This window comes from Fictibacillus sp. 7GRE50 (assembly GCF_015903875.1).
In the GTDB taxonomy this organism is placed as follows: domain Bacteria; phylum Bacillota; class Bacilli; order Bacillales; family Fictibacillaceae; genus Fictibacillus; species Fictibacillus phosphorivorans.
In genome coordinates this window covers 421,016-445,682 of the sequence record NZ_JACZDW010000003.1, presented here as the reverse complement: position 1 = coordinate 445,682, position 24,667 = coordinate 421,016, and the positions used below count along the sequence as shown (strand labels likewise).

The window sequence follows — 24,667 nt, the reverse complement described above, 5'->3', positions numbered from 1 at the left end:
GCATGCCTGAAGGAAGAATTGTTAAAGCGCTCGCTGGTTTTTATTACGTTAAGGAAAATGGTAAGGCCGAAGTTTTCCAATGCAGAGGAAGAGGTAATTTTCGCAAAAAGAAAGTAAATCCATTGGTAGGGGACTGGGTAGAATACGAGTCAAGCAACATTACAGATGGATACATTCTTGATGTGAAGGAACGCAAAAACGAGCTAGTTCGTCCTCCTATCGCGAACGTGGACCAAGCCATTCTAGTTTTTTCAGCTACTGAACCGGATTTTAGCACGCTTTTATTAGATCGCTTCCTTGTTCATATTGAAGCGAACGATATCTTACCTGTTATTTGTATCTCAAAAATGGATCTTATACAGAAACCTGAAGAGATCGAGGAAATCAACCATTATATAGAGGCGTACAAAACATTAGGTTATGAAGTCATTCCAACTTCGACGAAAACAGATGATAGTCTTGAAATGTTCTATCCACTTTTCAAAGATAAAGTTACCGTTTTTGCAGGGCAGTCTGGAGTTGGTAAATCTTCCCTTTTGAATGCGATCAATCCAGAGCTTATGCTTGAGACAAATGAGATTTCAAGCCATTTAGGCCGAGGGAAGCACACGACTCGTCATGTGGAACTCATTCTCTTTGGTAATGGCTTAGTTGCTGACACGCCTGGGTTCAGCTCGCTAGATTTCTTAAATATTGAAGCGGAAGACTTATCGATGTACTTCCCAGAAATGGACGAGCTTCGGGGCGATTGCAAATTTAGAGGGTGCTCACATACGTCTGAACCGAAATGTGCAGTTAAAAAAGGGGTAGAGGACGGAGTCGTTCCAAAGTTCCGCTACGACCATTACGTAAGTTTTTTACAAGAAATTAAAGATCAAAAACGGAGGTACTGATGATTAAAATAGCTCCATCTATTCTGTCGGCTGACTTCTCAAGGTTAGGCGATGATATAAAAGCAGTAGAAGAAGCGGGTGCGGATTATATTCATGTTGATGTGATGGATGGCCATTTCGTACCAAACATCACGATCGGACCACTTGTTGTTCAAGCGATCCGACCTGTTACAAAACTTCCGTTAGATGTACATCTCATGATTGAAAATCCAGATCGATACATTGAAGAATTTGCAAAAGCAGGTGCTGATATTATTTCTGTGCATGTTGAAGCATCACCTCATCTACATCGAACGGTTCAACTTATTAAACAACAAGGTGTAAAAGCGGGTGTGGTGATTAATCCAGCAACACCAGTCGATTCTATCAAACACATAATACAAGATGTTGACCTTGTGTTGTTAATGACTGTTAATCCTGGGTTTGGTGGACAAGCATTCATAGAGAGCGTAGTGCCCAAGATCAAAGAGGTGTCCGATCTCGTACAAACACAAGGATTGAACGTTGAGATTGAAGTTGATGGCGGTGTAAATCCAGAAACAGCTCGTCTTTGTGTGGAAGCTGGTGCGAATGTATTAGTTGCTGGTTCTGCCATTTATGGGAAGAAAGATTTAAAGGATGCAATAAAAGCCATTCGTGGTGTATAATTGATTAAAGAAAATTAAATAAGCAACCACAGGGGGAGTCCTTTAAAGGGCTGAGAGGGGAGTGTTCTCCCGACCCTTTGAACCTGAAGCTGGATCATACCTGCGTAGGGATGTGGAGTCGTATGACTTTTTGAATGTAAATCTAAAAAGCAACCGAGCTCACATGCCGGTTGCTTTTTTTGTTTTTCTGTTAGCATAGAAAATAGGGGGTTATCATGTATGAAAGCAAACAACATATCATTATTAACAGAAATCGCTATCATGTCTGCTTTATCATTGATTTTAGGTTTAATTAAATTTGCTGGTCCTTGGCCACAAGGTGGTTCTGTTTCGTTAGAGATGGTTCCAATCTTTTTAATGGCTTTTAGAAGAGGGCTAAAGGCAGGGGTGCTTACAGGCTTAGCTGTAGGACTGCTTCAGCTTCTTGTGAATCCTTATGTTATTCATCCAGCACAGATGATCTTAGACTATCCGTTAGCGTTCGCTCTAGCGGGCGTTGCGGGGGCATTTGCACCGTCTATCACTCAAGGTGCCAGCAAGAGAACGTTCTTGATGGTTATAGGAATTTTCGTAGGTTGCTTGTTAAGAACGATCTCACATGTATTATCAGGGGTTATATTCTTTAGTGATCTAGCAGAAGAGATGAACATATGGCTCTATTCGTTCTTATACAACGGATCGTTCATGGTCGTTATTTTCGGGATTACTGCTCTAGTCGTTATACTACTAACAAACACAGCTCCTAAACTACTGCACGCTGCTCATAACGGTCGCCATCAAGCAGCATGAAGATAAGCATAGTTGCAGGAGGTCCGGAGCATTTGATTCCTGATTTGAAGGCATATGATCTATCATCGGATCATATTTGGATCGGTGTCGATAGAGGAACCCTCTTTTTATTGAGAAATGATATCTTTCCACAGTATGCATTTGGTGATTTTGATTCTGTTTCAGATGATGAGAGAAGAAGTATAATGAACTCTTCGATAAAAGTGAATCAATACCGATCAGAAAAAGATTCCACTGACATGGAGATTGCACTAGAGTGGGCGTTGAAACAGAATCCAGAACAAATACTCATATTCGGTGCGACTGGTGGAAGGTTAGATCACGAACTGATGAACATCCAACTTTTATTTAAAAGTCGGAGTAATCATGCAGATGTAAGGATAAAGGATACAAGGAATGAGATCTCACTTCATCTACCTGGATGTTATGAAATTGAGCAAGATCACAGATACTCATATATCTCATTTCTGGCTCAAAGTGAAGAAGTGACAGGCATCACCTTAGAGGGATTTAAATACCCGTTAAACCAAGCTAAACTTCAGGCTGGTTCATCGTTATGTGTTTCCAATGAGCTTGTAAATAAAAGTGGTACTTATTCTTTTGACTCCGGCATAATATTGATGGTAAAGAGCCGTGATTAAAAAATCACGGAATACAGGCCCCAAAGCACCTTTTTATAAAAAGGGGAATAAAGTATTTATTGTTTAGCTCTTATCATTTTTTATGGGCCTGGAGGAGGGGTAAGATGAAATTTTATACCATTAAACTTCCTAAATTTTTGGGAGGCTTCGTACGTGCCGTCTTAGGTTCTTTCAAAAAAGGATAACAAACAAAAAAAGCGCCTGTGCGCTTTTTTTGTTTGTTTTTTATGAGTGGTTCTATGAAAGCAGTTCTTTCCGCTCCAGATTGGATGATTTACTGTCCAGTTTAAAGAAAATACTGTCCGCTTTCAGCTTTTTACTGTCGACTTTTTTTAAAATACTGTCCACTTGGATCTATTTTGGTCTTCAAAGAGCTTTTTGGGCAAAGAAAAAAACAGCAGCGGTTGCTGCTGTTTTTATTTATACACGTTCAACTTTGCCAGATTTAAGGGCACGAGCAGATACGTATACGCGTTTAGGCTTTCCGTCCACAAGAATACGAACCTTTTGGACGTTAGCTCCCCAGCTTTTCTTTGATTTGTTCATTGCGTGAGAACGCTTGTTACCAGTTTTAGGTCCTTTTCCAGTAATAAAACATTTACGAGCCATGTAGGTGAACCTCCTTTACAGCAAAAAAGCTTTGCATCAATTCAATCGTATGTTAAATACTAAATAATATTAGCATGACTTCAGTAGCAATGCAACATATTCGTAAAAGGTTTTCAAGTAAATTTCCTTGACAATACTATTTACATAGTGTGAAATGTAGTAGTCCTTTCAAAATAGGCTGATGTATAGTAAAATATTTGTTAGCCATTTAACAAATTAAAGGGGGATATAAGCATGTCCATTGAAATGAAAACAACCTATGGTCAAATTGATATTTCTAATGAAGTAATTGCCACTATAGCCGGTGGAGCAGCAATTGATTGTTACGGAATTGTTGGCATGGCATCAAGGAAGCAATTAAAGGATGGAATAACTGAACTTTTAGGACGTGAAAATTTCTCCCGAGGGATCGTTGTTCGACAAGAAGAGGATGAAGTACATATTGACATGTACATCATCGTTAGTTATGGAACAAAGATTTCTGAAGTGGCTCATAACGTTCAGAACAAAGTGAAATATACCCTGGATCAAATGCTTGGTTTGGCGGTTGACTCAGTCAATATCTACGTTCAGGGTGTCAGGGTGACAACCCCTTAGTTAGGAGGAAGTTTTGTGTCTTTAAAAGTATTAGATGGAAAAAAGTTTTCAAAAATGGTACTCGAGGGTGCTTCAAACTTAACACGGAATGCAGCAATGGTCGACGCACTTAATGTTTTCCCTGTACCAGATGGTGATACAGGAACGAACATGAACTTAACGATTACTTCTGGTGCAAAAGAAGTAGAAAAAAACACGTCTAGTCAAATTGGCGCTGTTGCCAGTGCTTTTGCTAAAGGCTTATTAATGGGAGCGCGTGGAAACTCTGGTGTTATTCTTTCACAGTTATTTAGAGGATTCTCTAAATCAATCGAAGGAAAAGAGACGATTAACGCTGCTGAATTTGCCAATGCATTTGATAAAGGTGTAGAAACTGCTTATAAAGCAGTTATGAAACCAGTAGAAGGTACGATTTTAACTGTAGCTAAAGACGCTGCAAAAAAAGCAGTTAAAGAAGCTAAAAAATCAGACGATATTCTATACATTATGAAAGAGCTTGTTAAAGAATCGAAAGCTTCCTTAAACCGTACTCCTGATCTACTTCCGGTTCTAAAAGAAGTTGGCGTTGTTGATTCTGGTGGACAAGGGTTAGTCACTGTTTATGAAGGGTTTTTAGCTGTACTTGAAGGCAAAGAGCTGCCGAAAGTATCTGTTAACGCTCCTTCGATGGGTGAACTTGTTAACGCCGAGCATCATAAAGCACAGATGCACATGAAGACGGAAGATATCCATTTCGGATATTGTACAGAATTTATGGTAAGGTTCGAAGAAAAAAAGATCAAAAACAATCCATTCGATGAGATCAACTTCCGTAATGAGTTAAGTCAACATGGTGATTCTTTGCTTGTTGTAGCTGATGAGGACGTTGTAAAAGTTCACATCCATACGGAGCAACCTGGTAATATGCTAACACTTGCGCATCGTTACGGAAGCTTGATCAACATCAAGATCGAAAACATGCGTGAGCAGCACTCAGCGATTCTAGAGAGCGAGAATGAAGTGATTCCTTCATACTCACAATCTACTCCTACTCCTGAGAAGAAAAAGGAATATGGTATCGTTACAGTTGCTATGGGTGAAGGCATCGAAGAGATGTTTTCATCAATGGGTGCATCAGTTATCCAAGGTGGACAAACGATGAACCCAAGTACTGAGGATATCGTAAAAGCAATTTCTGAGGTTAACGCAGAGAAAGTGTTCATCCTTCCGAATAACAGCAATATCATCATGGCATCTGAACAAGCTGCAAGTGTTGTTGATGAAGAAGTTGTGATCATCCGCACAAAAACAGTGCCACAAGGTATCGCTTCTATATTAGCTTTCAATCCTTCTGCTGATATGGCAGAGAACGAAAAGAAGATGAACGAAGCCATTACTTCTGTTAAGTCAGGCCAAGTTACTTATGCAGTTCGTGATACATCTATCGATGGTGTTGAAATTGCTAAAGGTGACTTTATGGGAATCTCAGAAGGAAAAATTCTAACTTCTAAGACAGACAAACAAGAAGTAACGAAAGAACTACTCTCAAATATGCTCGATGAAGATTCAGAGATCGTTACGATCATCTATGGTGAAGATAGCTCTGAGGAAGAGGCACAGGAACTTGCTGAATTTATTGAAGAAAAGTATCCCGATGCGGAAGCTGAAATTCATAACGGTAAGCAGCCGATCTATTCATTCATCTTATCAGTAGAGTAAAAAATGAAAAGTATTCTCTCTTAAACTTAAAGTGTGATAAAGTTAAGAGGGAATACTTATTTTATTGGGAAAAAACGCAACTTGAAGGAGAACGTCATGAAATATAAAAGTGTATTTGATATTATCGGTCCCATTATGATAGGACCTTCTAGTTCACATACAGCCGGCGCTGCACGAATCGGACGAGTAGCGAGAAGCCTTTTTGGCAGGAAACCCAAATACGCAACCATCTCATTCTATGGCTCTTTTGCTAAAACCTATCGAGGTCACGGAACGGATGTAGCGATTGTTGGTGGAATCCTGGATTATGACACGTTTGATACTCGAATTGTGGATGCGCTTACAATAGCGGAACAAGAAGGTATCGAGGTCACAATGACTGCTGAGGATGCTATAACGGACCATCCAAACACAGCTCGTGTTATTATTGGCGATGACGACGATAAAATTGAAGTAGTTGGAATTTCGATCGGTGGCGGGAAAATTGAGATTACAGAACTGAACGGTTTTGCGTTACGATTATCTGGAAATCATCCCGCTCTATTAATCGTTCATAATGATAAATATGGGGCGATAGCAGGAGTGGCGAACATATTAGCAAAACATGAGATCAATATTGGTCATATGGAAGTTTCAAGAAAAGAAAAAGGGAAAGAAGCATTGATGGTTATTGAGATCGATCAAAATGCAGATGAGATCATCATAAACGAACTAAATTCTCTCCCGATTGTTCAACAAGTAGTAAAGATACACGATTAAGAGGTGAGAAGTATGTTTCGTAATGTAGCTGAATTAATAGAATTAGCGGAATCAAAAAAATGTAAGATCTCAGAGATCATGATTCAGCAAGAAATGGATGTTACTGGACGTTCGAGAGATGAAGTTCTAGGATTCATGGATCGAAATTTAAGAGTGATGGAAGAAGCTGTCCTACGCGGAATTACTGAAGATGTGAAATCTCATTCTGGTCTAACAGGCGGAGATGGAAAACTTCTTCAGAACTATATTAAATCTGGAAAGTCTCTATCTGGCGAACTAATGCTTGATGCTGTAAGCAAAGCGATGGCAACGAATGAAGTGAACGCGGCGATGGGTACGATCTGTGCTACACCTACCGCAGGATCTGCAGGAGTCGTTCCTGGCACTCTGTTTGCGTTAAAAGAAAAACTAAAGCCTACCCGAGAACAAATGATCGAGTACCTGTTTGCTGCAGGTGCGTTTGGTTTTGTTGTAGCAAACAACGCCTCTATTTCTGGAGCCGCTGGTGGATGTCAAGCTGAGGTAGGCTCTGCTACAGGAATGGCTGCAGCGGCGATCGTCGAACTTGCTGGTGGGTCTCCTTCGCAATCAGCCGAAGCTATGGCGATTGCACTAAAGAACATGCTAGGACTCGTTTGTGATCCTGTTGCGGGATTGGTCGAAGTTCCTTGTGTAAAACGAAACGCAATGGGTGCAAGCAATGCTATCGTAGCAGCGGATATGGCACTTGCCGGGATCGTTAGCCGTATTCCGTGTGATGAAGTGATCGATGCGATGTACAAGATTGGTCTTTCAATGCCGTCTGCACTGCGTGAAACTGCACTTGGAGGCTTAGCGGCTACACCAACAGGAAGAGAGCTTGAAGCAAAAATCTTTGGCATCCCGCTAAACGAGAAGTAAAGATGTTGAATCAATCCATAACTACAGTAAATGGTATTGGAGAGAAGAAAGCTGAAGAGCTCGCTAGCATGGGTATTCATTCTGTGGAAGATCTTTTAGAATATCTGCCTTATCGGTATGAAGATTACCAAAAGAAAGATCTCGCGGAAATTGCACATGATGAAAAAGCAACGATCGAAGGGAAGGTTCATTCTGAACCTTCTCTGCGTTATTTTCCGAAGAAAAAATCACGTTTAACTTTTAGGATGCTGATCGGTAAATACTTAATTACAGCTACGATCTTTAATCGCCCATTCCTTAAGAATCAGATCGCTTTAGGTCAGACGCTTACGGTGACGGGTAAATGGGATCGAAATAAAATGACGTTAACCGTTAGTGATGTTCATTTTGGAACATTCAGTGACGATCATAAAATTGAACCGGTCTATTCAGTAAAGGGCTCACTGTATGGCAAAACGATGCGTAAGATTATAGATTCCGCATTTCGTCAGTTTTCTGGGGGAATCGTGGACCCTCTTCCAGAAGAGATTCGAGAATCATATCGACTTCCAGATCGAGAATCAGCGCTTAAGATGATGCATTTTCCTGAAGATTTCAAAGCATTAAAAGCAGGAAGAAGAAGGCTGGCATACGAAGAGTTGTTGTATTTTCAACTAAAGATGCAGATCTTTAGAAAATGGAACAGACAGCAATCTGAAGGAGCAGCTTTGCAGTTTGATCGAAACCAAATAGACACGTTTGTTCGTTCTTTACCGTTTCAGTTAACGGAAGCGCAGCAGAGGGTAGTAGATGAAATATTAAGAGATCTATCAGGTTCAAGCCGAATGAACAGGTTGCTTCAAGGTGATGTAGGCTCTGGTAAAACAGTAGTTGCAGCTGTAGCTTTATATGCCGCAGTTACGGCTAAGAGGCAAGGGGCGTTGATGGTACCTACAGAGATCCTTGCTGAACAGCATTTTCAATCGTTAAAAGAGCTTTTTGCTCCGTTCGGAATAACGGTAGCTCTTTTAACTTCTTCTGTTAAAGGGAAAATGCGTAGGGAAACATTAGCGCTTTTACAGCAGGGCGAGATTCAGATTATGGTTGGTACACACGCCCTTATCCAAGAAGAAGTGAACTTTCATAGTCTCGGTCTAGTGATTACAGACGAGCAGCACCGGTTTGGTGTTAACCAAAGAAGAGTGCTAAGGGAAAAAGGTGAGAGTCCGGATGTTCTCTTTATGACGGCGACTCCTATTCCTCGAACACTTGCAATATCGGCGTTTGGTGACATGGATGTTTCTACGATCGATGTAATGCCTGCAGGAAGAAAACCGATCATCACACATTGGGCAAAACACGGTATGCTAAACCGTGTTCTTGATTTTATAAAAAAAGAGATTGAGTCTGGCAGGCAAGCTTATGTTATCTGTCCATTAATCGAAGAATCAGAAAAGATAGATGTGCAGAATGCTATAGATGTTCATGCTCAGCTAAGTGCTTACTTTCATAATTATCAAGTAGGTCTGATGCACGGAAGACTGCATTCGACTGAAAAAGATGAAGTGATGAGAAAGTTTGCAGCGAATGATTGCCAAATCCTTGTGTCTACGACGGTTGTAGAGGTCGGTGTAAATGTTCCGAACGCTACCATCATGGTTATATATGACGCTGAAAGATTCGGACTTTCTCAACTCCATCAGTTAAGAGGACGAGTAGGTCGTGGCAGCGAACAATCCTATTGTGTACTTATCGCAGATCCGAAATCTGAAGAAGGTCAAGAACGGATGAGGATTATGACAGAGACGACTAATGGGTTCGAGCTTTCAGAAAAAGACCTCGATCTTCGTGGGCCAGGTGATTTTTTCGGAAATAAGCAAAGTGGTGTTCCGAACTTTAAAGTAGCGGACCTCGTGCATGATTATCGAATTTTAGAAACAGCTAGAAATGATGCGGCTAGACTTGTTCAATCAGAAGAGTTTTGGAAAGATGAAACATATCGATTGATCCGAGAAGTTTTAACAAGACAAGGTGTGCTCGATAAAGAAAGACTAGATTAATCTTGAAAGAAGAGAATTGATACTATATACTACTATTAGTACCAGCTCTTAATAGCAGAAAGATAAATTGGCAGGTACGCTGTAATAGCGTTACCTGCTTTTCTACGCACTGCATCTTCACTCACTATCTTTCTCATATATGAGACCTTTGTATGGAAGAAGGAAGAAACTATGAAAAAATCAAAAAAAGAGAGACAAGAGCTGTTAAGGGAAACGATTAAGTTAACCCCTTTTATTACAGATGAAGAATTGGCAGAAAAGTTCAGTGTCAGCGTTCAGACGATCAGACTTGACCGTTTGGAACTTTCTATTCCAGAGCTTAGGGAAAGAATAAAGTCTGTGGCTGAAACAAAACTGGATGATGTAAAAGCACTGCCGCTTGAAGAGGTCATCGGAGAAATCATTGACCTTCAGTTAGATGAATCAGCTATTTCAATATTAGACATAAAAGAAGAACATGTTTTTTCTCGTAATAAGATCGCAAGAGGTCATCATGTTTTTGCTCAGGCGAACTCTCTGGCGGTGGCGATTATAAATGATGAACTGGCTTTAACTGCAAAAGCTAATATTCGGTTTTCTCGTCCTGTTCGAGTAGGTGAGAGAGTGGTTGCAAAAGCCAAAGTAATAGAGACGAGTCAAGAGAGAACCATTGTAGATGTTAACAGTTATGTAGAGAATGAGCCTGTCTTCAAAGGTGAATTTACAATGTATAGATCTGCACAAGATCCAAAGGAAGGAAGTTAAATCAGCATGAATATCGCAATAGATGCAATGGGTGGCGACAATGCACCAGAAGAAATCGTTAAAGGTGCAATGCTAGCTAAAGAGCAATATCCAGAGCTCTCAATTACATTAGTTGGAAATCAGAATCAGATCTTGAAACATTTGCCTGAAAAGCACGCGTTTACGATCATTCATACCGATGAAGTGATTGAAACATCAGAAGAGCCAGTTCGAGCTGTTCGCCGTAAAAAGAATGCCTCGATGGTAATCGCGGCGAATGAAGTGAAATCAGGAAAAGCGGATGCCTATATTTCTGCGGGTAACACGGGTGCATTGATGGCTAGTGGCTTGTTTTATGTTGGCCGTATTAAAGGTATTGATCGTCCAGCACTTGCTCCGACACTTCCAACTTTGAACGGTGACGGATTTTTGTTTTTAGATGTAGGTGCCAATATGGATGCGAAGCCAGAACACCTTTTACAATATGCATTGATGGGCTCTGTGTACTGGAGAGAAGTTCGAGGTGTTGAAAAGCCCCGTGTAGGATTGTTAAACGTTGGAACAGAAAGTGAAAAAGGAAACGCTCTTACTAAGGCTGCATTTCCACTCTTACAGGAAGCTGATATTAATTTTGTAGGTAATGTTGAAGCGAGAGATCTCTTAATGGGTGCCGCAGACGTAGTAGTATGTGATGGTTTTGCAGGAAACCTCGTTCTTAAATCTATTGAAGGTACAGCTATGAGCATGTTTTCAATGATTAAAGAACAGCTAACATCAAGTTTAACTTCTAAACTTGCAGCCGGGGTATTAAAACCTAAATTGAGAGGGATTAAAGATAAACTTGACTATACAGAGTATGGTGGGGCTGGTTTGTTCGGACTAGCAGCACCTGTGATCAAAGCACATGGTTCATCAAATGCCAATGCGATGTTGAATGCAATCAGACAAACAAAAAGCATGATAGAGAAAAACGTAGTATCTACGATTCAAAATCATGTACAATCCCAAGATAACAAGGAGGAGTAAGAAATGGGGAAAATCGCTTTTCTTTTTCCAGGACAAGGCTCTCAAGTAGTAGGAATGGGTAAAGAGCTAGTATCTCAGGAGGCATCAGCAAAAGCTATTTTTGACAAAGCTGATGAAAAACTTTCTATAAAGCTTTCAGATATAATTTTTGAAGGACCAGAAGATGTCCTCAAAAGAACAGAAAATACACAGCCGGCGTTATTAACGGTTTCAACAGCTGTTCTTGAACTGTTAAAAGAGCGTGGAATTCAAGCGGATTATGTGGCTGGGCATAGTCTTGGTGAGTACTCTGCACTTGTTGCAGCGGGCAGCCTTTCTTTTGAAGATGCTGTTTACGCCGTTAGAAATAGAGGGTTGCTCATGGAAGAAGCTGTTCCTGCAGGTGTAGGGACGATGGCTGCTGTGATTGGATTTGATCAAGAACGATTAGAAGAGATAACTACAGAAGTTTCTAACGGTGAAGAGAGCGTGCAAGTTGCAAATCTTAATTGTCCCGGGCAGATCGTTATTTCTGGAACCGTAGGCGGAGTTGAAAAAGCTAGTGCTCTTGCTAAAGAAGAAGGAGCAAAAGTGATTCCACTTCAGGTGAGTGGACCGTTTCATTCCTCCCTCATGAAACCTGCTGCGGAGAAGTACAACGAAATTTTAAATCAAATTGTGATAAATGAAGCAAAAACACCTGTAATCGCTAACGTAACGGCGAAAGCTATTACCGATAGTGATGAAATTAAAGGAAAGTTGATCGAACAGCTGTATTCACCAGTTCGTTGGGAAGAAACGGTTCGTGAGTTAATGGATTTAGGTGTTGATACGTTTGTAGAGATCGGACCTGGAAAAGTACTCTCAGGATTAGTTAAAAAGGTAAATCGAAGAGCTAACGTAATCGCTGTAAGTGATCTGGAAACGATTAACATGGCCGTTGAGAAACTAAAAGGAGAGTCTGTCGATGCTTAATGAAAAATCAGTTTTAGTTACAGGTGCATCTCGTGGAATTGGACGAGCGATCGCTTTGTATTTTGCAAGAAACGGCGCTAAAGTAGCGGTGAATTATTCTGGTAGTGAAGCTAAGGCTAATGAAGTCGTGAATGAGATAAAAGAAAACGGAGGGACTGCTTTTGCCATTAAAGCGGATATCTCCTCGTCAGAAGATGTGACGAATATGGTAAAAACAGTTGTTGATGAGTTTGGAAGTCTTGACGTTCTCGTAAATAATGCTGGAATTACTAGAGATAACCTATTGATGAGAATGAAAGAAGAAGACTGGGATGCGGTTATTAATACAAATCTTAAAGGTGTATTCCTGACTACAAAAGCTGTTACAAGACAGATGATGAAACAAAGAAAAGGACGCATCATAAATATTGCTTCTATCGTTGGTGTATCTGGTAATGCTGGCCAAGCTAACTATGTAGCTGCAAAAGCAGGCGTGATCGGGCTAACAAAAACAGCTGCAAAAGAACTATCTTCAAGAGGAATCACGGTTAATGCGATTGCACCAGGTTTTATCGAGACGGATATGACGGGTAAACTAGAAGAAGAAATCAAGTCTGAAATGCTTCGAAACATTCCACTTGCGCGTTTTGGACAGCCTGATGATATCGCATCGGCAGCAGCTTTCTTAGCGAGTGATGCAAGTTCATATATCACTGGCCAAACACTCCATGTCGACGGCGGAATGGTGATGTAGTAAACATAAACTTTAAATGAGGCTGTTTTTAGAAGTACATCAATCAAAAGTTGAAATCATAAGAAAAGAACCTTTAATGACTATAAATCCCTCTAGTTTTTTAATGGGAAAAAGAATATACTATTGAAAGGAGGTGACACACAAAATGGCAGATGTTTTAGATAGAGTTTCAAAGATTGTTGTGGACCGTTTAGGTGTTGATGCATCTGAGGTTAAGCCTGAAGCTTCCTTTAAAGAAGATCTAGGTGCTGACTCTCTTGATGTAGTTGAACTAGTAATGGAACTTGAAGATGAGTTCGAACTAGAAATTTCTGACGAAGATGCTGAGAAGATTGCAACTGTTGGTGACGTTGTAAATTACATAAACAGCAAACAATAAGTGTAAGACGGATAAAGTCCCGTGCAAAATAGCGGGGCTTTCTTCCCTTTTTAACAGGAAAAAAATCAATAGCAAAATAGCCCTTTTACGAGATTTTTGGAGGAAGTTTATGAAAGGTTCAAAACAACATTCAACTCAAAAGAAAACAGTGAAAAATCGGTTTAAATCTGCTTCCAAAAAGGGCATGGATGATAAGGTGCGCATTCAAAAAGTAGCCCCGATACAAGAGCGTTTAAACATTAAGTTTCAGAATGAAAAATTGTTAGCTCAGGCATTTACGCATTCATCATATGTGAATGAGCATCGAGGAAGAACGTTTGAGGATAATGAAAGACTTGAATTTCTAGGTGATGCCGTTCTTGAATTGACCATATCTCAATATTTATACAGCAAATTTGCAAATATGAGTGAAGGTGAGCTTACGAAACTTAGAGCAGCTATCGTATGTGAGCCATCATTAGTTCTTTTTGCAAACGACTTACACTTTGGTGAGTTTGTTTTATTGGGAAAAGGTGAAGAAAATACTGGAGGAAGATCAAGACCAGCCCTTTTAGCAGATGTTTTTGAAGCATTTATTGGAGCGCTATATCTAGATCAAGGACTCGAAAAGGTAAAAGAGTTTTTAAATCAGTATGTGGTACCACGAATAAACGAAGGTGCTTTTTCTCATGTGATGGATTTTAAAAGTCAGTTACAAGAATACGTTCAGCGTGAAGGGTTAGGTCATATCGACTATCGTATCATTCAGGAAAAAGGACCAGCACATAATCGAGAGTTTGTGTCTGAGGTAAGATTGAATGAAGCGAGTTTCGGAATCGGGTATGGAAGATCCAAAAAAGAAGCTGAACAGCATGCGGCACAAGAAGCGATAGAGAGAGTTTCTAAAAAGAGCTAAACAAAAAACCCCCTTAACATTAGGCGATAAGCCGTGTGAGGGGGTTTCTGTTACTTTGTTTTAAGGGAAGCGAGTTCTTCAACGATGCCTTCCATGTCCCGAATGCTGAAAGATGGCATCTTCATGACCATATCATAAAGTTCTTTAATGTCTTCGTACTTTGAGAGTTCATAGTCTTCTGGTTGGATGAGGCCGCTGTTAACTAGTTGCAGCTTCTTTTTTAATCCTTCGATCATAAATGATAAGTTCTCATGATTTTGAGTCGTCAAGTCCATGGTGGGCTCCTTTTTTATCCACATATCTTCATGTGAGATTTTACTAAAATGCATATATTAAGTCCAAACACATTTCATTTTAGCACACTGTAATCTTTGTGACTATGGATGAGTGAATCTATGATAAAATATAAAGGTTAAAGAATACAATACATACGCCATTTAAAAATAGAGCGCCCGAAATTATAGATACGGGAAAGCATAATGTGAGAAGTAAAGGGGGATTTAATGATGTTCCTCAAACGAATTGATGTAGCAGGATTTAAATCATTTGCAGAGCGGATACAAGTTGAATTTGTACAAGGGGTTACAGCAGTTGTTGGCCCGAACGGTAGTGGTAAAAGCAATATCTCAGATGCTGTACGCTGGGTGCTGGGTGAACAGTCAGCGAAGTCTTTGCGCGGCTCTAAGATGGAAGATATCATCTTCGCAGGTAGTGATAACCGTAAACCATTAAATGTGGCTGAAGTTACACTTACGTTAGATAACGAGGATCAGCATCTGCCGCTTGATTACAATGAAATATCGATCACGCGAAGAGTGTATCGTTCGGGAGACAGTGAATACTTAATCAATAAACAACAGTGTCGTTTAAAAGATATTGTAGAGCTGTTTATGGATTCTGGACTTGGACGAGAAGCATTCTCTATAATCGGACAAGGTCGGGTAGAAGAAATATTAAGCAGCAAATCTGATGAGCGCAGAAAGATTTTTGAAGAAGCTGCAGGTGTATTAAAGTACAAGACCCGAAAGCAAAAAGCGGAGGCGAAACTCACTGAAACCCAAGAAAACCTGAATCGTGTAGAAGATATACTACACGAATTAGAAGGTCAAGTAGAGCCTCTCAAAATCCAAGCTTCCATTGCAAGAGATTACCTTGAGAAGAAAGAAGAGCTTGAGGTCGTTGAAACGGCTGTTCTTGTTCAAGAGATCGAAGAATTGCACGTTCGATGGGAAAAGCAGAAAGAACTTGTTGCAGAACTACAGCAGCAAGAATCAATTCTTTCAGCAAAAGTGAAACAAGGCGAAACCAAGATCGAAAGATCAAGACTTGATATGCAAGCGATGGATGAATCGATCGACGAACTGCAAAATGCCCTTCTTTTAGCGAGTGAGACGTTGGAAAAGCTAGAAGGAAAGAAAGAAGTTTTAAAAGAACGTAAAAAGAATTACGATCAAAATAAAACGGCACTTTTAGAACAAATTCAGCTTTACAAGGCAAAAAAAGAAGAATTAGAAAAACAGCTTAGTGTTGAAAAAGACTCATTACGAGATAAAGAAAAACAACTAAAACGCATAAAAAAACAAGTGAAAGACGAGGAAGGACGATTGTCTGTTCTCGAGATGGACGTTGAAGCAGAACTAGAAAAATTAAAAAGTGATTATTTCGAGCGCTTGAACGAACAAACAACGATTAAGAACGAGATGCGTTATTTAGAGGACCAGGCTAGACAGCAGAGCTCAAAGAGCACTCGTTTAGATGAAGAGAATACTAAATACCTGGACCAAAGAGAAAGATTAAAAGAAACAAGAAGAAACGCTGAAGCTGCTTATCAAGCAGCTGAAACGCAATTGAAAACAAAGCAAGAAGAATATCAAACATTAAAATCAGAAATATCGATCGAGGATCAGGAAACGAGAACACTTCAAGATAAATTGTATCAAGCGTATCAGTTTATTCAGCAGTTCAAATCTAAAAAAGAGATGCTTGAATCGATGCAAGACGAATACGCAGGTTTCATGCAAGGAGTTAAAGAGGTTTTAAAAGCGAAAGATACAAAGCTTTCTGGTATTGAAGGCGCAGTAGCTGAGCTTTTATCGGTACCTTCAGAAGTTGAAACGGCGATTGAAACGGCTCTAGGCGCTTCTATGCAGCATATTGTTGTAGATCATGAACAAAATGCCATGAAAGCCATTCAATTTTTGAAGCAAACGAGAGCAGGAAGAGCCACTTTCTTACCTTTGAATGTGATTAAACCGCGACAGATCTCTAGTGCAGATGCTCACCAGGCAAGCTCTATCGAAGCATTTGTAGGGATTGCTGCAAACCTTGTTACGTTTGATGCTAAATATCAAAATATAGTAGGCAATCTATTAGGAAATATTATCATTGCCAAAGATCTAGCTGGTGCGAACAAGATTGCAAAGCAAGTGAGCTATCGTTATCGAATCGTTACTCTTGAAGGAGATGTCGTGTCTCCTGGAGGGTCCATGTCTGGAGGAAGTCTGAAACAAAAAAGCAACTCTCTACTGAGCAGACAAAGAGAGATTGATTCTCTTACGGATAAAGTGGGGACAATGGAGAAGCAAACTCTTCAACTAGAGGAAAAAGTAAATGAATTACGATCTAAAGTAATCAAGAAGAAAGAAATACTTGAATCCCTTCAAACGGAAGGAGAGCTCTTAAGAGAACAAGAACAAGAGCTGAAAGCCTCTTTACGAGAAGTTGAAATGGAAGAGAAGAGTTTAAACGATAGACTTCAGCTGTATGATCGCGAAAAGAATTCCTATGAATCTGAAAGATCGGCTGCAGATAGTCGTCTCACTGATCTTCAAAAGAAACTCGATCTTGCTTTGAAGTCTGGGAAAGAACTTGAAAAGACGATTGCTGATCTGACAGAGAAAAAGAAGAATAATCAGAGCTCAAAAGAAGAACTCAGAGAAGCACTAACACTATTGAAGATTAAAACAGCCGAACTCGAACAACAGGTTGCCAATCAGCGTGAAAAGTGCTTAAGAATTCAAGAAGATTTTCACGAAGTGGAAGTTAAGAGCAAAGAAACAGAAGAAGATTATTGGCTTCTTGAGGAAGAGATGAACTCAAGCTCTTCTGGTGAAGATTCTCTTGATGAGCAGATTCAACAGAGAAGACATGAAAAGAACAATGCATTGAAATTAATTGCAGAACGTAGAAAAGAAAGAACGGATTCTTTCCGATCGATCGAAAGTATGGAGATCGGACTAAAAGAGGCAAAAAGGCAATATAAGCAACTTCATGATGGACTTAGAACAGAAGAAGTTAGTATTAATCGTCTCGATGTTGAACTAGAATCAAGACTTACTCATCTTAGAGAAGAATATGGACTTTCATATGAAGGTGCGAAGCTGAAGCATCGATTGGAGATACCGCTACAAGACGCAAAACGAAAAGTAAAGCTGATCAAAATGGCGATCGAAGAGCTCGGGGCAGTAAATATTGGTGCGATCGAAGAATACGACAGAGTTAGCCAGCGTTTTGATTTTCTTACAGAACAAAGAAACGACCTAACAGAGGCAAAGGATACACTTTATGGCGTGATCTCCGAAATGGACGAAGAGATGAAGAACCGTTTTGAAGAGACATTTACTTCAATTCGTTCCCATTTTGGTGTAATTTTTAAAGAGTTGTTTGGTGGTGGTCGAGCTGATCTCGTTTTAACTCAGCCAGATGATATGCTATTAACGGGTGTAGACATCATGGCGCAGCCACCTGGCAAGAAGTTGCAGCAACTAGGCCTATTATCTGGTGGAGAACGAGCCTTAACTGCTATTGCCTTACTGTTTGCAATTCTGAAAGTCAGACCTGTTCCGTTCTGTATTTTAGACGAAGTTGAAGCAGCACTTGATGATGCGAACGTAAATCGTTTCGCTAAATTTTTACGAGCATTTAGTAAAGAGACTCAATTTATCGTTGTTACGCATCGTAAAGGTACAATGGAAGAAGCGGATGTACTTTATGGAGTCACCATGCAGGAGTCTGGTGTCTCGAAGCTTGTTTCCGTAAGACTAGAAGAAACAAAAGAACTTGTAACATCATAGGGAGGAAATTGATAGTGAGTTTTTTGAAACGATTAAAAGAAAAATTCTCAACTCAGCAATCTGAGGAATCATCGGAAAAGTTTAAGAGTGGACTAGAGAAAACGAGGAACTCTTTTTCATTTAAAGTTAACGATCTACTCAAGAGATTTAGAAAAGTAGATGAAGAATTCTTTGAGGAGTTAGAGGAGATCTTGATCGGAGCGGATGTTGGGGTTCATACCGTACTTGACATTATTGATCAACTTAAAGATGTTGCACGAACTAAAAACATTCAAAATCCAATGGAGCTTCGATCAGCGATTACTGAGAAATTAGCTGAAATGCTTCAAAAAGAAGAAACCGATAATAAACTGAACTTACAGACGGATGGAATGACAGTTATTTTGTTCGTAGGAGTTAACGGTGTTGGTAAAACAACAACGATCGGGAAACTTGCTCATCAGTTGAAGACAGATGGTAAGAAAGTGATTTTAGCGGCCGGAGATACTTTCCGGGCAGGTGCGATCGATCAGCTTGAAGTATGGGGAGAACGTGCTGACGTTGATGTGATCAAACATCATGAAGGAGCAGACCCTGCAGCTGTTATTTACGACAGCATCCAGGCTGCTAAGTCTCGGAAAGCTGATGTACTGCTTTGTGATACAGCTGGTAGACTGCAAAATAAAGTGAATCTGATGAACGAGCTCTCAAAAGTGAAACGTGTCATCGAACGAGAGATTCCTGGTGCTCCTCATGAAGTTTTGCTTGTAGTTGATGCTACAACAGGTCAGAATGCAATGAATCAGGCAAAAACATTCGGTCAATCAACAGATGTAACGGGCTTAGTTTTAACTAAACTTGATGGAACAGCAAAAGGCGGTATCGTTTTAGCGATCCGTCACGAACTAGATATTCCAGTCAAGTTTGTGGGACTTGGTGAGAAGATTGATGATCTGCAGGAGTTTGATGCTGATCAGTTTGTATATGGTTTATTTGCAGGAACAGAAGAAGAAGAATAAAATTTACCGCCTTTTAGCTCTATATAGAGCTAAAAGGCTTTTTTATAGATATTAAAAAGTTACACAAGCTGGAATTGGTCAATGTTTAAATTGAATTAGTCAATATAAAGCCAAATCTAGTCAATAAAAACCCAATATTAGTAAATATAGATTCAAAACTCTTTTAGTACTAAATCAATTCTTCTCTGTTAAGAAAAAAACTTGACATCTAAAACCATGGGTTGTATAGTAATCACGTAAAGGCATTTCACTTAACAAGGGTTGTGGAAAAATGCTAGATAAAACAATGAGAATTAATTATCTATTTGATTTTTACCAAGCATTATTAACCCCTAAACAGAAGAATTATATGGGTTTGTACTATTTGGACGATTATTCTCTCGGTGAAATTGCTGAACAATATAATGTCAGCCGCCAGGCCGTTTATGATAATATTAAACGGACAGAGGCGATGCTGGAAGAATATGAAGAAAAGTTAGGGCTTTTTGCAAAGTTTCAGGAACGTGATCAGTTGCTGTCATCTTTAAGAGAGCTTCTGAATTCTGAACCTGATAACGTAATTGCAATTATCGATCGCCTTGAAAATATGGAATAGGAGGCGTTCAGTGAGATGGCATTTGAAGGTTTAGCCGACCGTCTTCAGAACACTTTACAAAAAATTCGTGGAAAAGGGAAAGTAAATGAAGCGGATGTAAAGGAAATGATGAGGGAAGTACGCCTTGCTCTTCTTGAGGCGGACGTTAACTTTAAAGTAGTAAAAGATTTTGTGAAAAAAGTATCTGAACGTGCTGTTGGTCAAGAAGTATTAAAAAGTCTGACACCAGGACAGCAAGTAGTAAAAGTTGTTAACGATGAACTGACAACCCTCATGGGTGGGGAACAAAGCAAGATTGCCGTTTCCAACCGACCACCAACTGTTATTATGATGGTTGGTCTGCAAGGTGCTGGTAAAACAACAACAACAGGAAAGCTTGCAAATCATTTACGCAAAAAGCAAAATCGCAAACCGCTACTGGCCGCAGCTGACATCTACCGTCCTGCTGCGATCAAGCAATTAGAAACAGTAGGAAAGCAATTGGATCTTCCTGTGTTTCAGATGGGAGATCAAGTAAGTCCTGTCAAAATTGCTGAATCAGCTATCGCAAAAGCAAAAGAAGATCATCACGATTATGTCATTATTGATACAGCGGGGCGTTTACACATTGATGAAACGCTGATGGATGAGTTGAAGCAGGTAAAAGAAATTTCAAAACCTGATGAGATCTTCTTAGTTGTAGATGCAATGACTGGTCAAGATGCTGTGAATGTAGCAGAGAGCTTTAACGAAGCGTTAGGAATCACTGGTGTTGTCTTAACCAAACTTGATGGAGATACACGTGGTGGTGCGGCACTTTCAATTAAAGCTGTTACAGGTCTTCCTATTAAATTTGTAGGTCTTGGTGAAAAGATGGATGCTTTAGAGCCTTTCCATCCAGATCGTATGGCTTCAAGAATTTTAGGAATGGGTGACATGCTTACTCTTATCGAAAAGGCACAAACCTCAGTAGATGAAGAGAAAGCGCGCGACCTTCAGAAGAAGATGCGTGATATGTCGTTCACGTTCGATGATTTTCTTGATCAAATGGGACAAGTGAGAAATCTTGGACCGCTTGATGAAGTACTTGGCATGCTACCAGGTGCGAACAAGATGAAAGGCCTCAAAAACGTTCAGATCGATGAAAAACAGATCGGTCACGTTGAAGCCATTATCCGTTCGATGACTCTTTCTGAAAGAGAACAGCCTGATATCATAAATGCCAGCCGTAAGCGCCGCATCGCTAAAGGAAGCGGTAGAACGGTGCAAGAAGTAAATCGCCTCATCAAACAATTCGAGGACATGAAGAAAATGATGAAACAAATGTCCGGAATGATGAATGGCAAAAAGAAAAAAGGTGGATTTAAATTCCCTTTTATGTAAACTGAATTTTCAGGTTTACAAACCTGTCAATTTATACTATTATATTATTTTGTGTGAACTATTTTCGGAGGTGCAAGTTATAATGGCAGTAAAAATTCGTTTAAAGCGTATGGGTGCTAAGAAAGCTCCTTTTTATCGTGTAGTAGTAGCAGATTCTCGTTCTCCTCGTGATGGACGTTTCATCGAAGAGATTGGAACTTATAACCCAGTTGCTAACCCAGCTGAAGTTAAAATCAACGAAGAAAAAGCTCTTGAGTGGATGACAAACGGTGCGAAACCATCTGATACAGTTCGTAACCTATTCTCAAAAGCTGGTCTTATGGAGAAATTCCATAACGCGAAAAACCAAAAATAATTTTGACGAAGGGGAACAGATATGACAGAGTTGATCGAATCAATTGTGAAAGCTCTAGTTGATCACCCAGATGAAGTTAGCGTCAAAGAGGTTCAAGAAGGACACCGACTTGTTTATCAATTAACTGTTAACCAGACAGATATGGGGAAAGTTATTGGGAAGCAAGGAAGAGTGGCTAAAGCGATTCGAACGGTTGTGAATGCAGCTGGAACGAATCAAAATAAAAGGATTTCAATCGAAATCGTCTAAAAAGGATGAGGGAAACCTCTTCCTTTTTTATTTATTAAAATACTTAGATAACTTTAGATATTCAAGAAATTGTGTTCAACAAAGTTTCGTAACGATTTATTAAAAGGCTATATTCTAAAGGACTGTTGCTTTTAATTCTTTTTTATTGTCTTCTTTGAATAGGTGATTGGAGTGGAAGGTGCGAGACTCCTGCGGGACAGGCGGAAGACACTTAAGAGTGAAACGAACAAATGTGGCTCACCGCCTGCCCCGCGGAAAGCGAGCACCTGGAACGGAAATCAACTACTTTCAAGGGCAACAAAGTGCGAAAATGGCCTATAAAAAGTATACATATCGAGTTTTATGCTAAAATTTAGATTATAAGTAACTGATTAATTTGTACGGAGGTAGTGTATCATATGGAAAATGAATGGCTGAACGTAGGTAAGATAGTAAATACACATGGAATTAGAGGAGAAGTCAGAGTGATCTCTAGAACTGACTTTCCTGAGGAACGCTATAAGATCGGAAACACATTATATGTAGATATGGGATCAGATCATATACCTGTAAAGATTGAAACGCATAGAAAACATAAGCAATTTGATCTTTTGACGTTTGAAAACCTGCATAACATAAATGATGTAGAACGTTTTAAAGGCAATCTTCTTAAAGTGCCTAAAGAACAGTCTGTTTCGTTAGATGAAGGAGAGTTTTTCTATCATGATATCATCGGTTGCTCAGTTTTCACTGTTGAAGGTGAAGAACTAGGAAAAGTAAAAGAAATATTGTCTCCTGGAGCAAACGATGTATGGGTAGTGAAGAGAAAAGGATTCGGTTCAGATATACTTATCCCTTACATTCCTTCTGTTGTTAAATCTGTGGATGTGAAAGAGTCAAAGATTGTTATTGAGCCATTAGAAGGATTATTCTAATGAAAATAGATGTCTTAAGCCTTTTTCCAGAAATGTTTTCAGGCGTTTTTGGTCAATCGATCTTAAAAAAGGCACAGGAAAAGAATGCACTAGAACTTCGAGTGATCGATTTCCGTGAGTTCTCAACGAACAAACATCGTAATGTAGATGACTATCCATACGGAGGAGGAGCAGGCATGGTCCTTACTCCTCAGCCTTTGTTTGATGCGGTTGATCATCTAACGAAAGAGGCAACTGTAAAACCTAGAATCATCCTTCTATGTCCTCAAGGTGAAACGTTTAATCAAGGAAAAGCAGAAGAGTTGGCTGAAGAAGAACATCTTATTTTTTTGTGCGGCCATTATGAAGGTTATGATGAACGTGTTAGGAAACACCTTGTAACGGATGAGATTTCAATCGGTGACTATGTGTTAACCGGTGGAGAGCTTGGTGCAATGGTCGTTATTGATGCTGTTGGGAGATTGCTTCCTAATGTTCTTGGAAAAGAAGCCTCACACCAAGAGGACTCATTCAGCACAGGTTTGTTAGAACATCCTCAGTATACGAGACCTGCAGATTTTCGAGGTATGAGAGTTCCTGATGTTCTGATGTCAGGAAACCATAAGAACATTGAAACATGGCGCAAAAAAGAGTCTTTAAGAAGGACGTATGAACGTAGACCTGACTTGCTTGAAAAAATCAAGTTAACAAAAGAAGAAGAAATTTGGCTTAATGAGATAAAAGATAATAAAACAACTTGAACACTGTTTAAGTTATATGGTATTATATTATTTGTGGCTTATGCCCGTTTAATCCGGTGTTCCGCTGCTTTATCATTTAGCAAGAACATCCATGGGAAGGGAGGCAATAAACTATGCAACAGCTTATTGCAGATCTAGCGAAAGATCAATTAAAAGATTTACCAAAATTCCGTTCAGGTGACACTGTTCGTGTACACGTGAAAGTAATCGAGGGTACTCGTGAGCGTATCCAGCTTTTTGAAGGTGTAGTTATCAAGAAGCGTGGATCAGGAATTTCTGAAACGTTTACTGTTCGTAAAATTTCTTACGGTGTAGGAGTGGAGCGTGCGTTCCCATTACATTCACCGAAGATCGCGAACCTTGAAGTAGTTCGTCGTGGTAAAGTTCGTCGTGCGAAGCTATACTACCTACGTGCACTTCGCGGTAAAGCAGCTCGTATTAAAGAAATTCGCTAATAATTCTCGAAAGGAGCTTGACTTATTCAAGCTCCTTTTTCCATATTATAAGTAAGGAATTTCTAGAGATGGTGAGGATTAAGAATGGCACGTACAAAAAACGAAACGTGGGAATGGATTAAAGCATTAGCGGCAGCCTTATTATTAGCAGGAATCATTAGATTTTTCCTCTTCGCACCCGTCGTGGTGGATGGACAATCAATGATGCCAACTCTGCACAACGGAGATCGTCTGATCGTTAACAAGTTTTCCTATGTGATTGGCGATCCAAAAAGATTCGATATTGTAGTCTTCCATGCAACCGAAGAAAAGGATTACATAAAAAGAGTAATCGGGTTACCTGGAGATACGGTCGAATATAAAGATGACACCCTATATGTAAATGGTAAACAGGTAAAAGAAGAATATTTAGAAGCGTATAAAAAGAAAACAAAAGATGGAAACTTCACTTATGATTTTAAGTTACTTGAAGTAACGGGTAAGCAAAAGGTTCCTCAAGGTCAGCTATTTGTATTAGGTGACAATCGAAGAAATTCTCAAGACAGCCGAAATATTGGAACTGTGGATGATGATACAATCTTAGGAAAAGCATCTTTCCGTTTCTGGCCGTTAAAGGATATTGGATTTGTAAAGTAGGGTGAGAT

Annotated in this window: 29 protein-coding genes and 1 riboswitch; of the genes, 27 read left to right on the top strand and 2 right to left on the bottom strand. The window is 39.7% G+C overall.

Annotation, left to right across the window (positions count from 1 at the left end; genetic code table 11):
• Positions 1-2 precede the first annotated feature (2 nt).
• The 5 genes from rsgA to spoVM all read left to right on the top strand — a co-directional run bounded on the left by rsgA (position 3) and on the right by spoVM (position 3,155).
• A complete protein-coding gene (rsgA, locus tag IHV12_RS13460; RefSeq protein ID WP_197127687.1) occupies positions 3-893 on the top strand; it encodes a ribosome small subunit-dependent GTPase A in 891 nt (296 codons plus the stop codon).
• Positions 893-1,540 (top strand): ribulose-phosphate 3-epimerase, encoded by a 648-nt coding sequence (gene rpe, locus IHV12_RS13455; RefSeq protein WP_197191178.1) that lies wholly within the window; start codon positions 893-895, stop codon positions 1,538-1,540. Before rsgA ends, rpe begins: the two co-directional genes overlap by 1 nt.
• Positions 1,541-1,561: 21 nt before the next feature.
• Positions 1,562-1,668: riboswitch (TPP riboswitch) on the top strand.
• Positions 1,669-1,759: 91 nt separating this feature from the next.
• Complete coding sequence (gene thiT, locus IHV12_RS13450; RefSeq protein WP_197191177.1) at positions 1,760-2,329, top strand: energy-coupled thiamine transporter ThiT; 570 nt, start codon at positions 1,760-1,762, stop codon at positions 2,327-2,329.
• Positions 2,326-2,970 carry a thiamine diphosphokinase gene (locus tag IHV12_RS13445; protein ID WP_197191176.1) on the top strand — a complete coding sequence of 215 codons (645 nt, stop codon included), beginning with the start codon at positions 2,326-2,328 and terminating at the stop codon, positions 2,968-2,970. Before thiT ends, IHV12_RS13445 begins: the two co-directional genes overlap by 4 nt.
• A gap of 104 nt (positions 2,971-3,074) precedes the next feature.
• A complete protein-coding gene (spoVM, locus tag IHV12_RS13440) occupies positions 3,075-3,155 on the top strand; it encodes a stage V sporulation protein SpoVM (RefSeq protein ID WP_007202502.1) in 81 nt (26 codons plus the stop codon).
• A gap of 235 nt (positions 3,156-3,390) precedes the next feature.
• Here spoVM and rpmB read toward each other — a convergent pair whose 3' ends face one another.
• Entirely contained in the window at positions 3,391-3,579 is a 189-nt protein-coding gene (gene rpmB / locus IHV12_RS13435; protein WP_066240673.1) for a 50S ribosomal protein L28, read from the bottom strand.
• A 234-nt stretch (positions 3,580-3,813) separates the two neighbouring features.
• Here rpmB and IHV12_RS13430 point away from each other — a divergent pair, with 234 nt between their 5' ends.
• The 11 genes from IHV12_RS13430 (at position 3,814) to rnc (ending at position 14,282) form a co-directional block, all read left to right on the top strand.
• Positions 3,814-4,176, top strand: coding sequence for an Asp23/Gls24 family envelope stress response protein (locus IHV12_RS13430; RefSeq protein WP_066240675.1), 363 nt, complete (start codon positions 3,814-3,816; stop codon positions 4,174-4,176).
• 15 nt (positions 4,177-4,191) lie between these two features.
• Positions 4,192-5,874 carry a DAK2 domain-containing protein gene (locus IHV12_RS13425; protein ID WP_197127691.1) on the top strand — a complete coding sequence of 561 codons (1,683 nt, stop codon included), beginning with the start codon at positions 4,192-4,194 and terminating at the stop codon, positions 5,872-5,874.
• Positions 5,875-5,970: 96 nt separating this feature from the next.
• Positions 5,971-6,633, top strand: a complete 663-nt coding sequence (gene sdaAB / locus IHV12_RS13420; protein WP_197127692.1) for an L-serine ammonia-lyase, iron-sulfur-dependent subunit beta — start codon at positions 5,971-5,973, stop codon at positions 6,631-6,633.
• Between the two features lie 12 nt (positions 6,634-6,645).
• Positions 6,646-7,533: an L-serine ammonia-lyase, iron-sulfur-dependent, subunit alpha gene (sdaAA, locus tag IHV12_RS13415; protein ID WP_197191175.1), complete on the top strand. Its 888-nt coding sequence runs from the start codon at positions 6,646-6,648 to the stop codon at positions 7,531-7,533.
• Positions 7,534-7,535: 2 nt separating this feature from the next.
• Positions 7,536-9,572, top strand: a complete 2,037-nt coding sequence (gene recG / locus IHV12_RS13410) for an ATP-dependent DNA helicase RecG (RefSeq protein ID WP_197191174.1) — start codon at positions 7,536-7,538, stop codon at positions 9,570-9,572.
• A gap of 171 nt (positions 9,573-9,743) precedes the next feature.
• Positions 9,744-10,316: a transcription factor FapR gene (fapR, locus tag IHV12_RS13405; RefSeq protein ID WP_197127695.1), complete on the top strand. Its 573-nt coding sequence runs from the start codon at positions 9,744-9,746 to the stop codon at positions 10,314-10,316.
• Between the two features lie 6 nt (positions 10,317-10,322).
• The gene (gene plsX, locus IHV12_RS13400; RefSeq protein WP_197191173.1) at positions 10,323-11,321 is read left to right on the top strand and encodes a phosphate acyltransferase PlsX; all 999 of its coding nucleotides are present in this window, start codon (positions 10,323-10,325) and stop codon (positions 11,319-11,321) included.
• A 3-nt stretch (positions 11,322-11,324) separates the two neighbouring features.
• On the top strand, positions 11,325-12,275 hold the full coding sequence (fabD, locus tag IHV12_RS13395; protein WP_197191172.1) for an ACP S-malonyltransferase: 951 nt from the start codon (positions 11,325-11,327) through the stop codon (positions 12,273-12,275).
• Positions 12,268-13,008, top strand: a complete 741-nt coding sequence (fabG, locus tag IHV12_RS13390; RefSeq protein WP_197191171.1) for a 3-oxoacyl-[acyl-carrier-protein] reductase — start codon at positions 12,268-12,270, stop codon at positions 13,006-13,008. The genes fabD and fabG overlap by 8 nt, the downstream gene beginning before the upstream one ends.
• Positions 13,009-13,153: 145 nt before the next feature.
• Positions 13,154-13,387 carry an acyl carrier protein gene (gene acpP, locus IHV12_RS13385; RefSeq protein WP_066240701.1) on the top strand — a complete coding sequence of 78 codons (234 nt, stop codon included), beginning with the start codon at positions 13,154-13,156 and terminating at the stop codon, positions 13,385-13,387.
• Positions 13,388-13,571: 184 nt separating this feature from the next.
• Complete coding sequence (gene rnc / locus IHV12_RS13380; RefSeq protein ID WP_231607268.1) at positions 13,572-14,282, top strand: ribonuclease III; 711 nt, start codon at positions 13,572-13,574, stop codon at positions 14,280-14,282.
• A 50-nt stretch (positions 14,283-14,332) separates the two neighbouring features.
• On the opposite strand, the gene IHV12_RS13375 is transcribed toward rnc, so the two are convergent.
• On the bottom strand, positions 14,333-14,557 hold the full coding sequence (locus tag IHV12_RS13375) for a DUF1128 domain-containing protein (protein WP_144700821.1): 225 nt from the start codon (positions 14,555-14,557) through the stop codon (positions 14,333-14,335).
• Between the two features lie 231 nt (positions 14,558-14,788).
• Here IHV12_RS13375 and smc point away from each other — a divergent pair, with 231 nt between their 5' ends.
• The 11 genes from smc (at position 14,789) to lepB (ending at position 24,659) form a co-directional block, all read left to right on the top strand.
• Positions 14,789-18,355 carry a chromosome segregation protein SMC gene (smc, locus tag IHV12_RS13370; RefSeq protein WP_197191347.1) on the top strand — a complete coding sequence of 1,189 codons (3,567 nt, stop codon included), beginning with the start codon at positions 14,789-14,791 and terminating at the stop codon, positions 18,353-18,355.
• Positions 18,356-18,369: 14 nt separating this feature from the next.
• Positions 18,370-19,353 (top strand): signal recognition particle-docking protein FtsY, encoded by a 984-nt coding sequence (gene ftsY, locus IHV12_RS13365; protein WP_197191170.1) that lies wholly within the window; start codon positions 18,370-18,372, stop codon positions 19,351-19,353.
• A 271-nt stretch (positions 19,354-19,624) separates the two neighbouring features.
• Positions 19,625-19,948, top strand: coding sequence for a putative DNA-binding protein (locus tag IHV12_RS13360; RefSeq protein WP_066393591.1), 324 nt, complete (start codon positions 19,625-19,627; stop codon positions 19,946-19,948).
• A 15-nt stretch (positions 19,949-19,963) separates the two neighbouring features.
• Entirely contained in the window at positions 19,964-21,310 is a 1,347-nt protein-coding gene (ffh, locus tag IHV12_RS13355; protein ID WP_197191169.1) for a signal recognition particle protein, read from the top strand.
• Positions 21,311-21,392: 82 nt separating this feature from the next.
• A complete protein-coding gene (gene rpsP / locus IHV12_RS13350) occupies positions 21,393-21,665 on the top strand; it encodes a 30S ribosomal protein S16 (protein ID WP_066393596.1) in 273 nt (90 codons plus the stop codon).
• A gap of 21 nt (positions 21,666-21,686) precedes the next feature.
• On the top strand, positions 21,687-21,914 hold the full coding sequence (locus IHV12_RS13345; RefSeq protein WP_066393598.1) for a KH domain-containing protein: 228 nt from the start codon (positions 21,687-21,689) through the stop codon (positions 21,912-21,914).
• A 217-nt stretch (positions 21,915-22,131) separates the two neighbouring features.
• The gene (locus tag IHV12_RS22910) at positions 22,132-22,263 is read left to right on the top strand and encodes a hypothetical protein (RefSeq protein WP_255520069.1); all 132 of its coding nucleotides are present in this window, start codon (positions 22,132-22,134) and stop codon (positions 22,261-22,263) included.
• A gap of 49 nt (positions 22,264-22,312) precedes the next feature.
• Positions 22,313-22,828, top strand: coding sequence for a ribosome maturation factor RimM (gene rimM / locus IHV12_RS13340; RefSeq protein WP_197127701.1), 516 nt, complete (start codon positions 22,313-22,315; stop codon positions 22,826-22,828).
• Entirely contained in the window at positions 22,828-23,568 is a 741-nt protein-coding gene (gene trmD, locus IHV12_RS13335) for a tRNA (guanosine(37)-N1)-methyltransferase TrmD (protein ID WP_197191168.1), read from the top strand. The genes rimM and trmD overlap by 1 nt, the downstream gene beginning before the upstream one ends.
• Before the next feature lie 113 nt (positions 23,569-23,681).
• The gene (rplS, locus tag IHV12_RS13330; RefSeq protein ID WP_066393605.1) at positions 23,682-24,023 is read left to right on the top strand and encodes a 50S ribosomal protein L19; all 342 of its coding nucleotides are present in this window, start codon (positions 23,682-23,684) and stop codon (positions 24,021-24,023) included.
• 84 nt (positions 24,024-24,107) lie between these two features.
• Entirely contained in the window at positions 24,108-24,659 is a 552-nt protein-coding gene (lepB, locus tag IHV12_RS13325; protein WP_144700811.1) for a signal peptidase I, read from the top strand.
• The last annotated feature ends 8 nt before the right edge of the window (positions 24,660-24,667 follow it).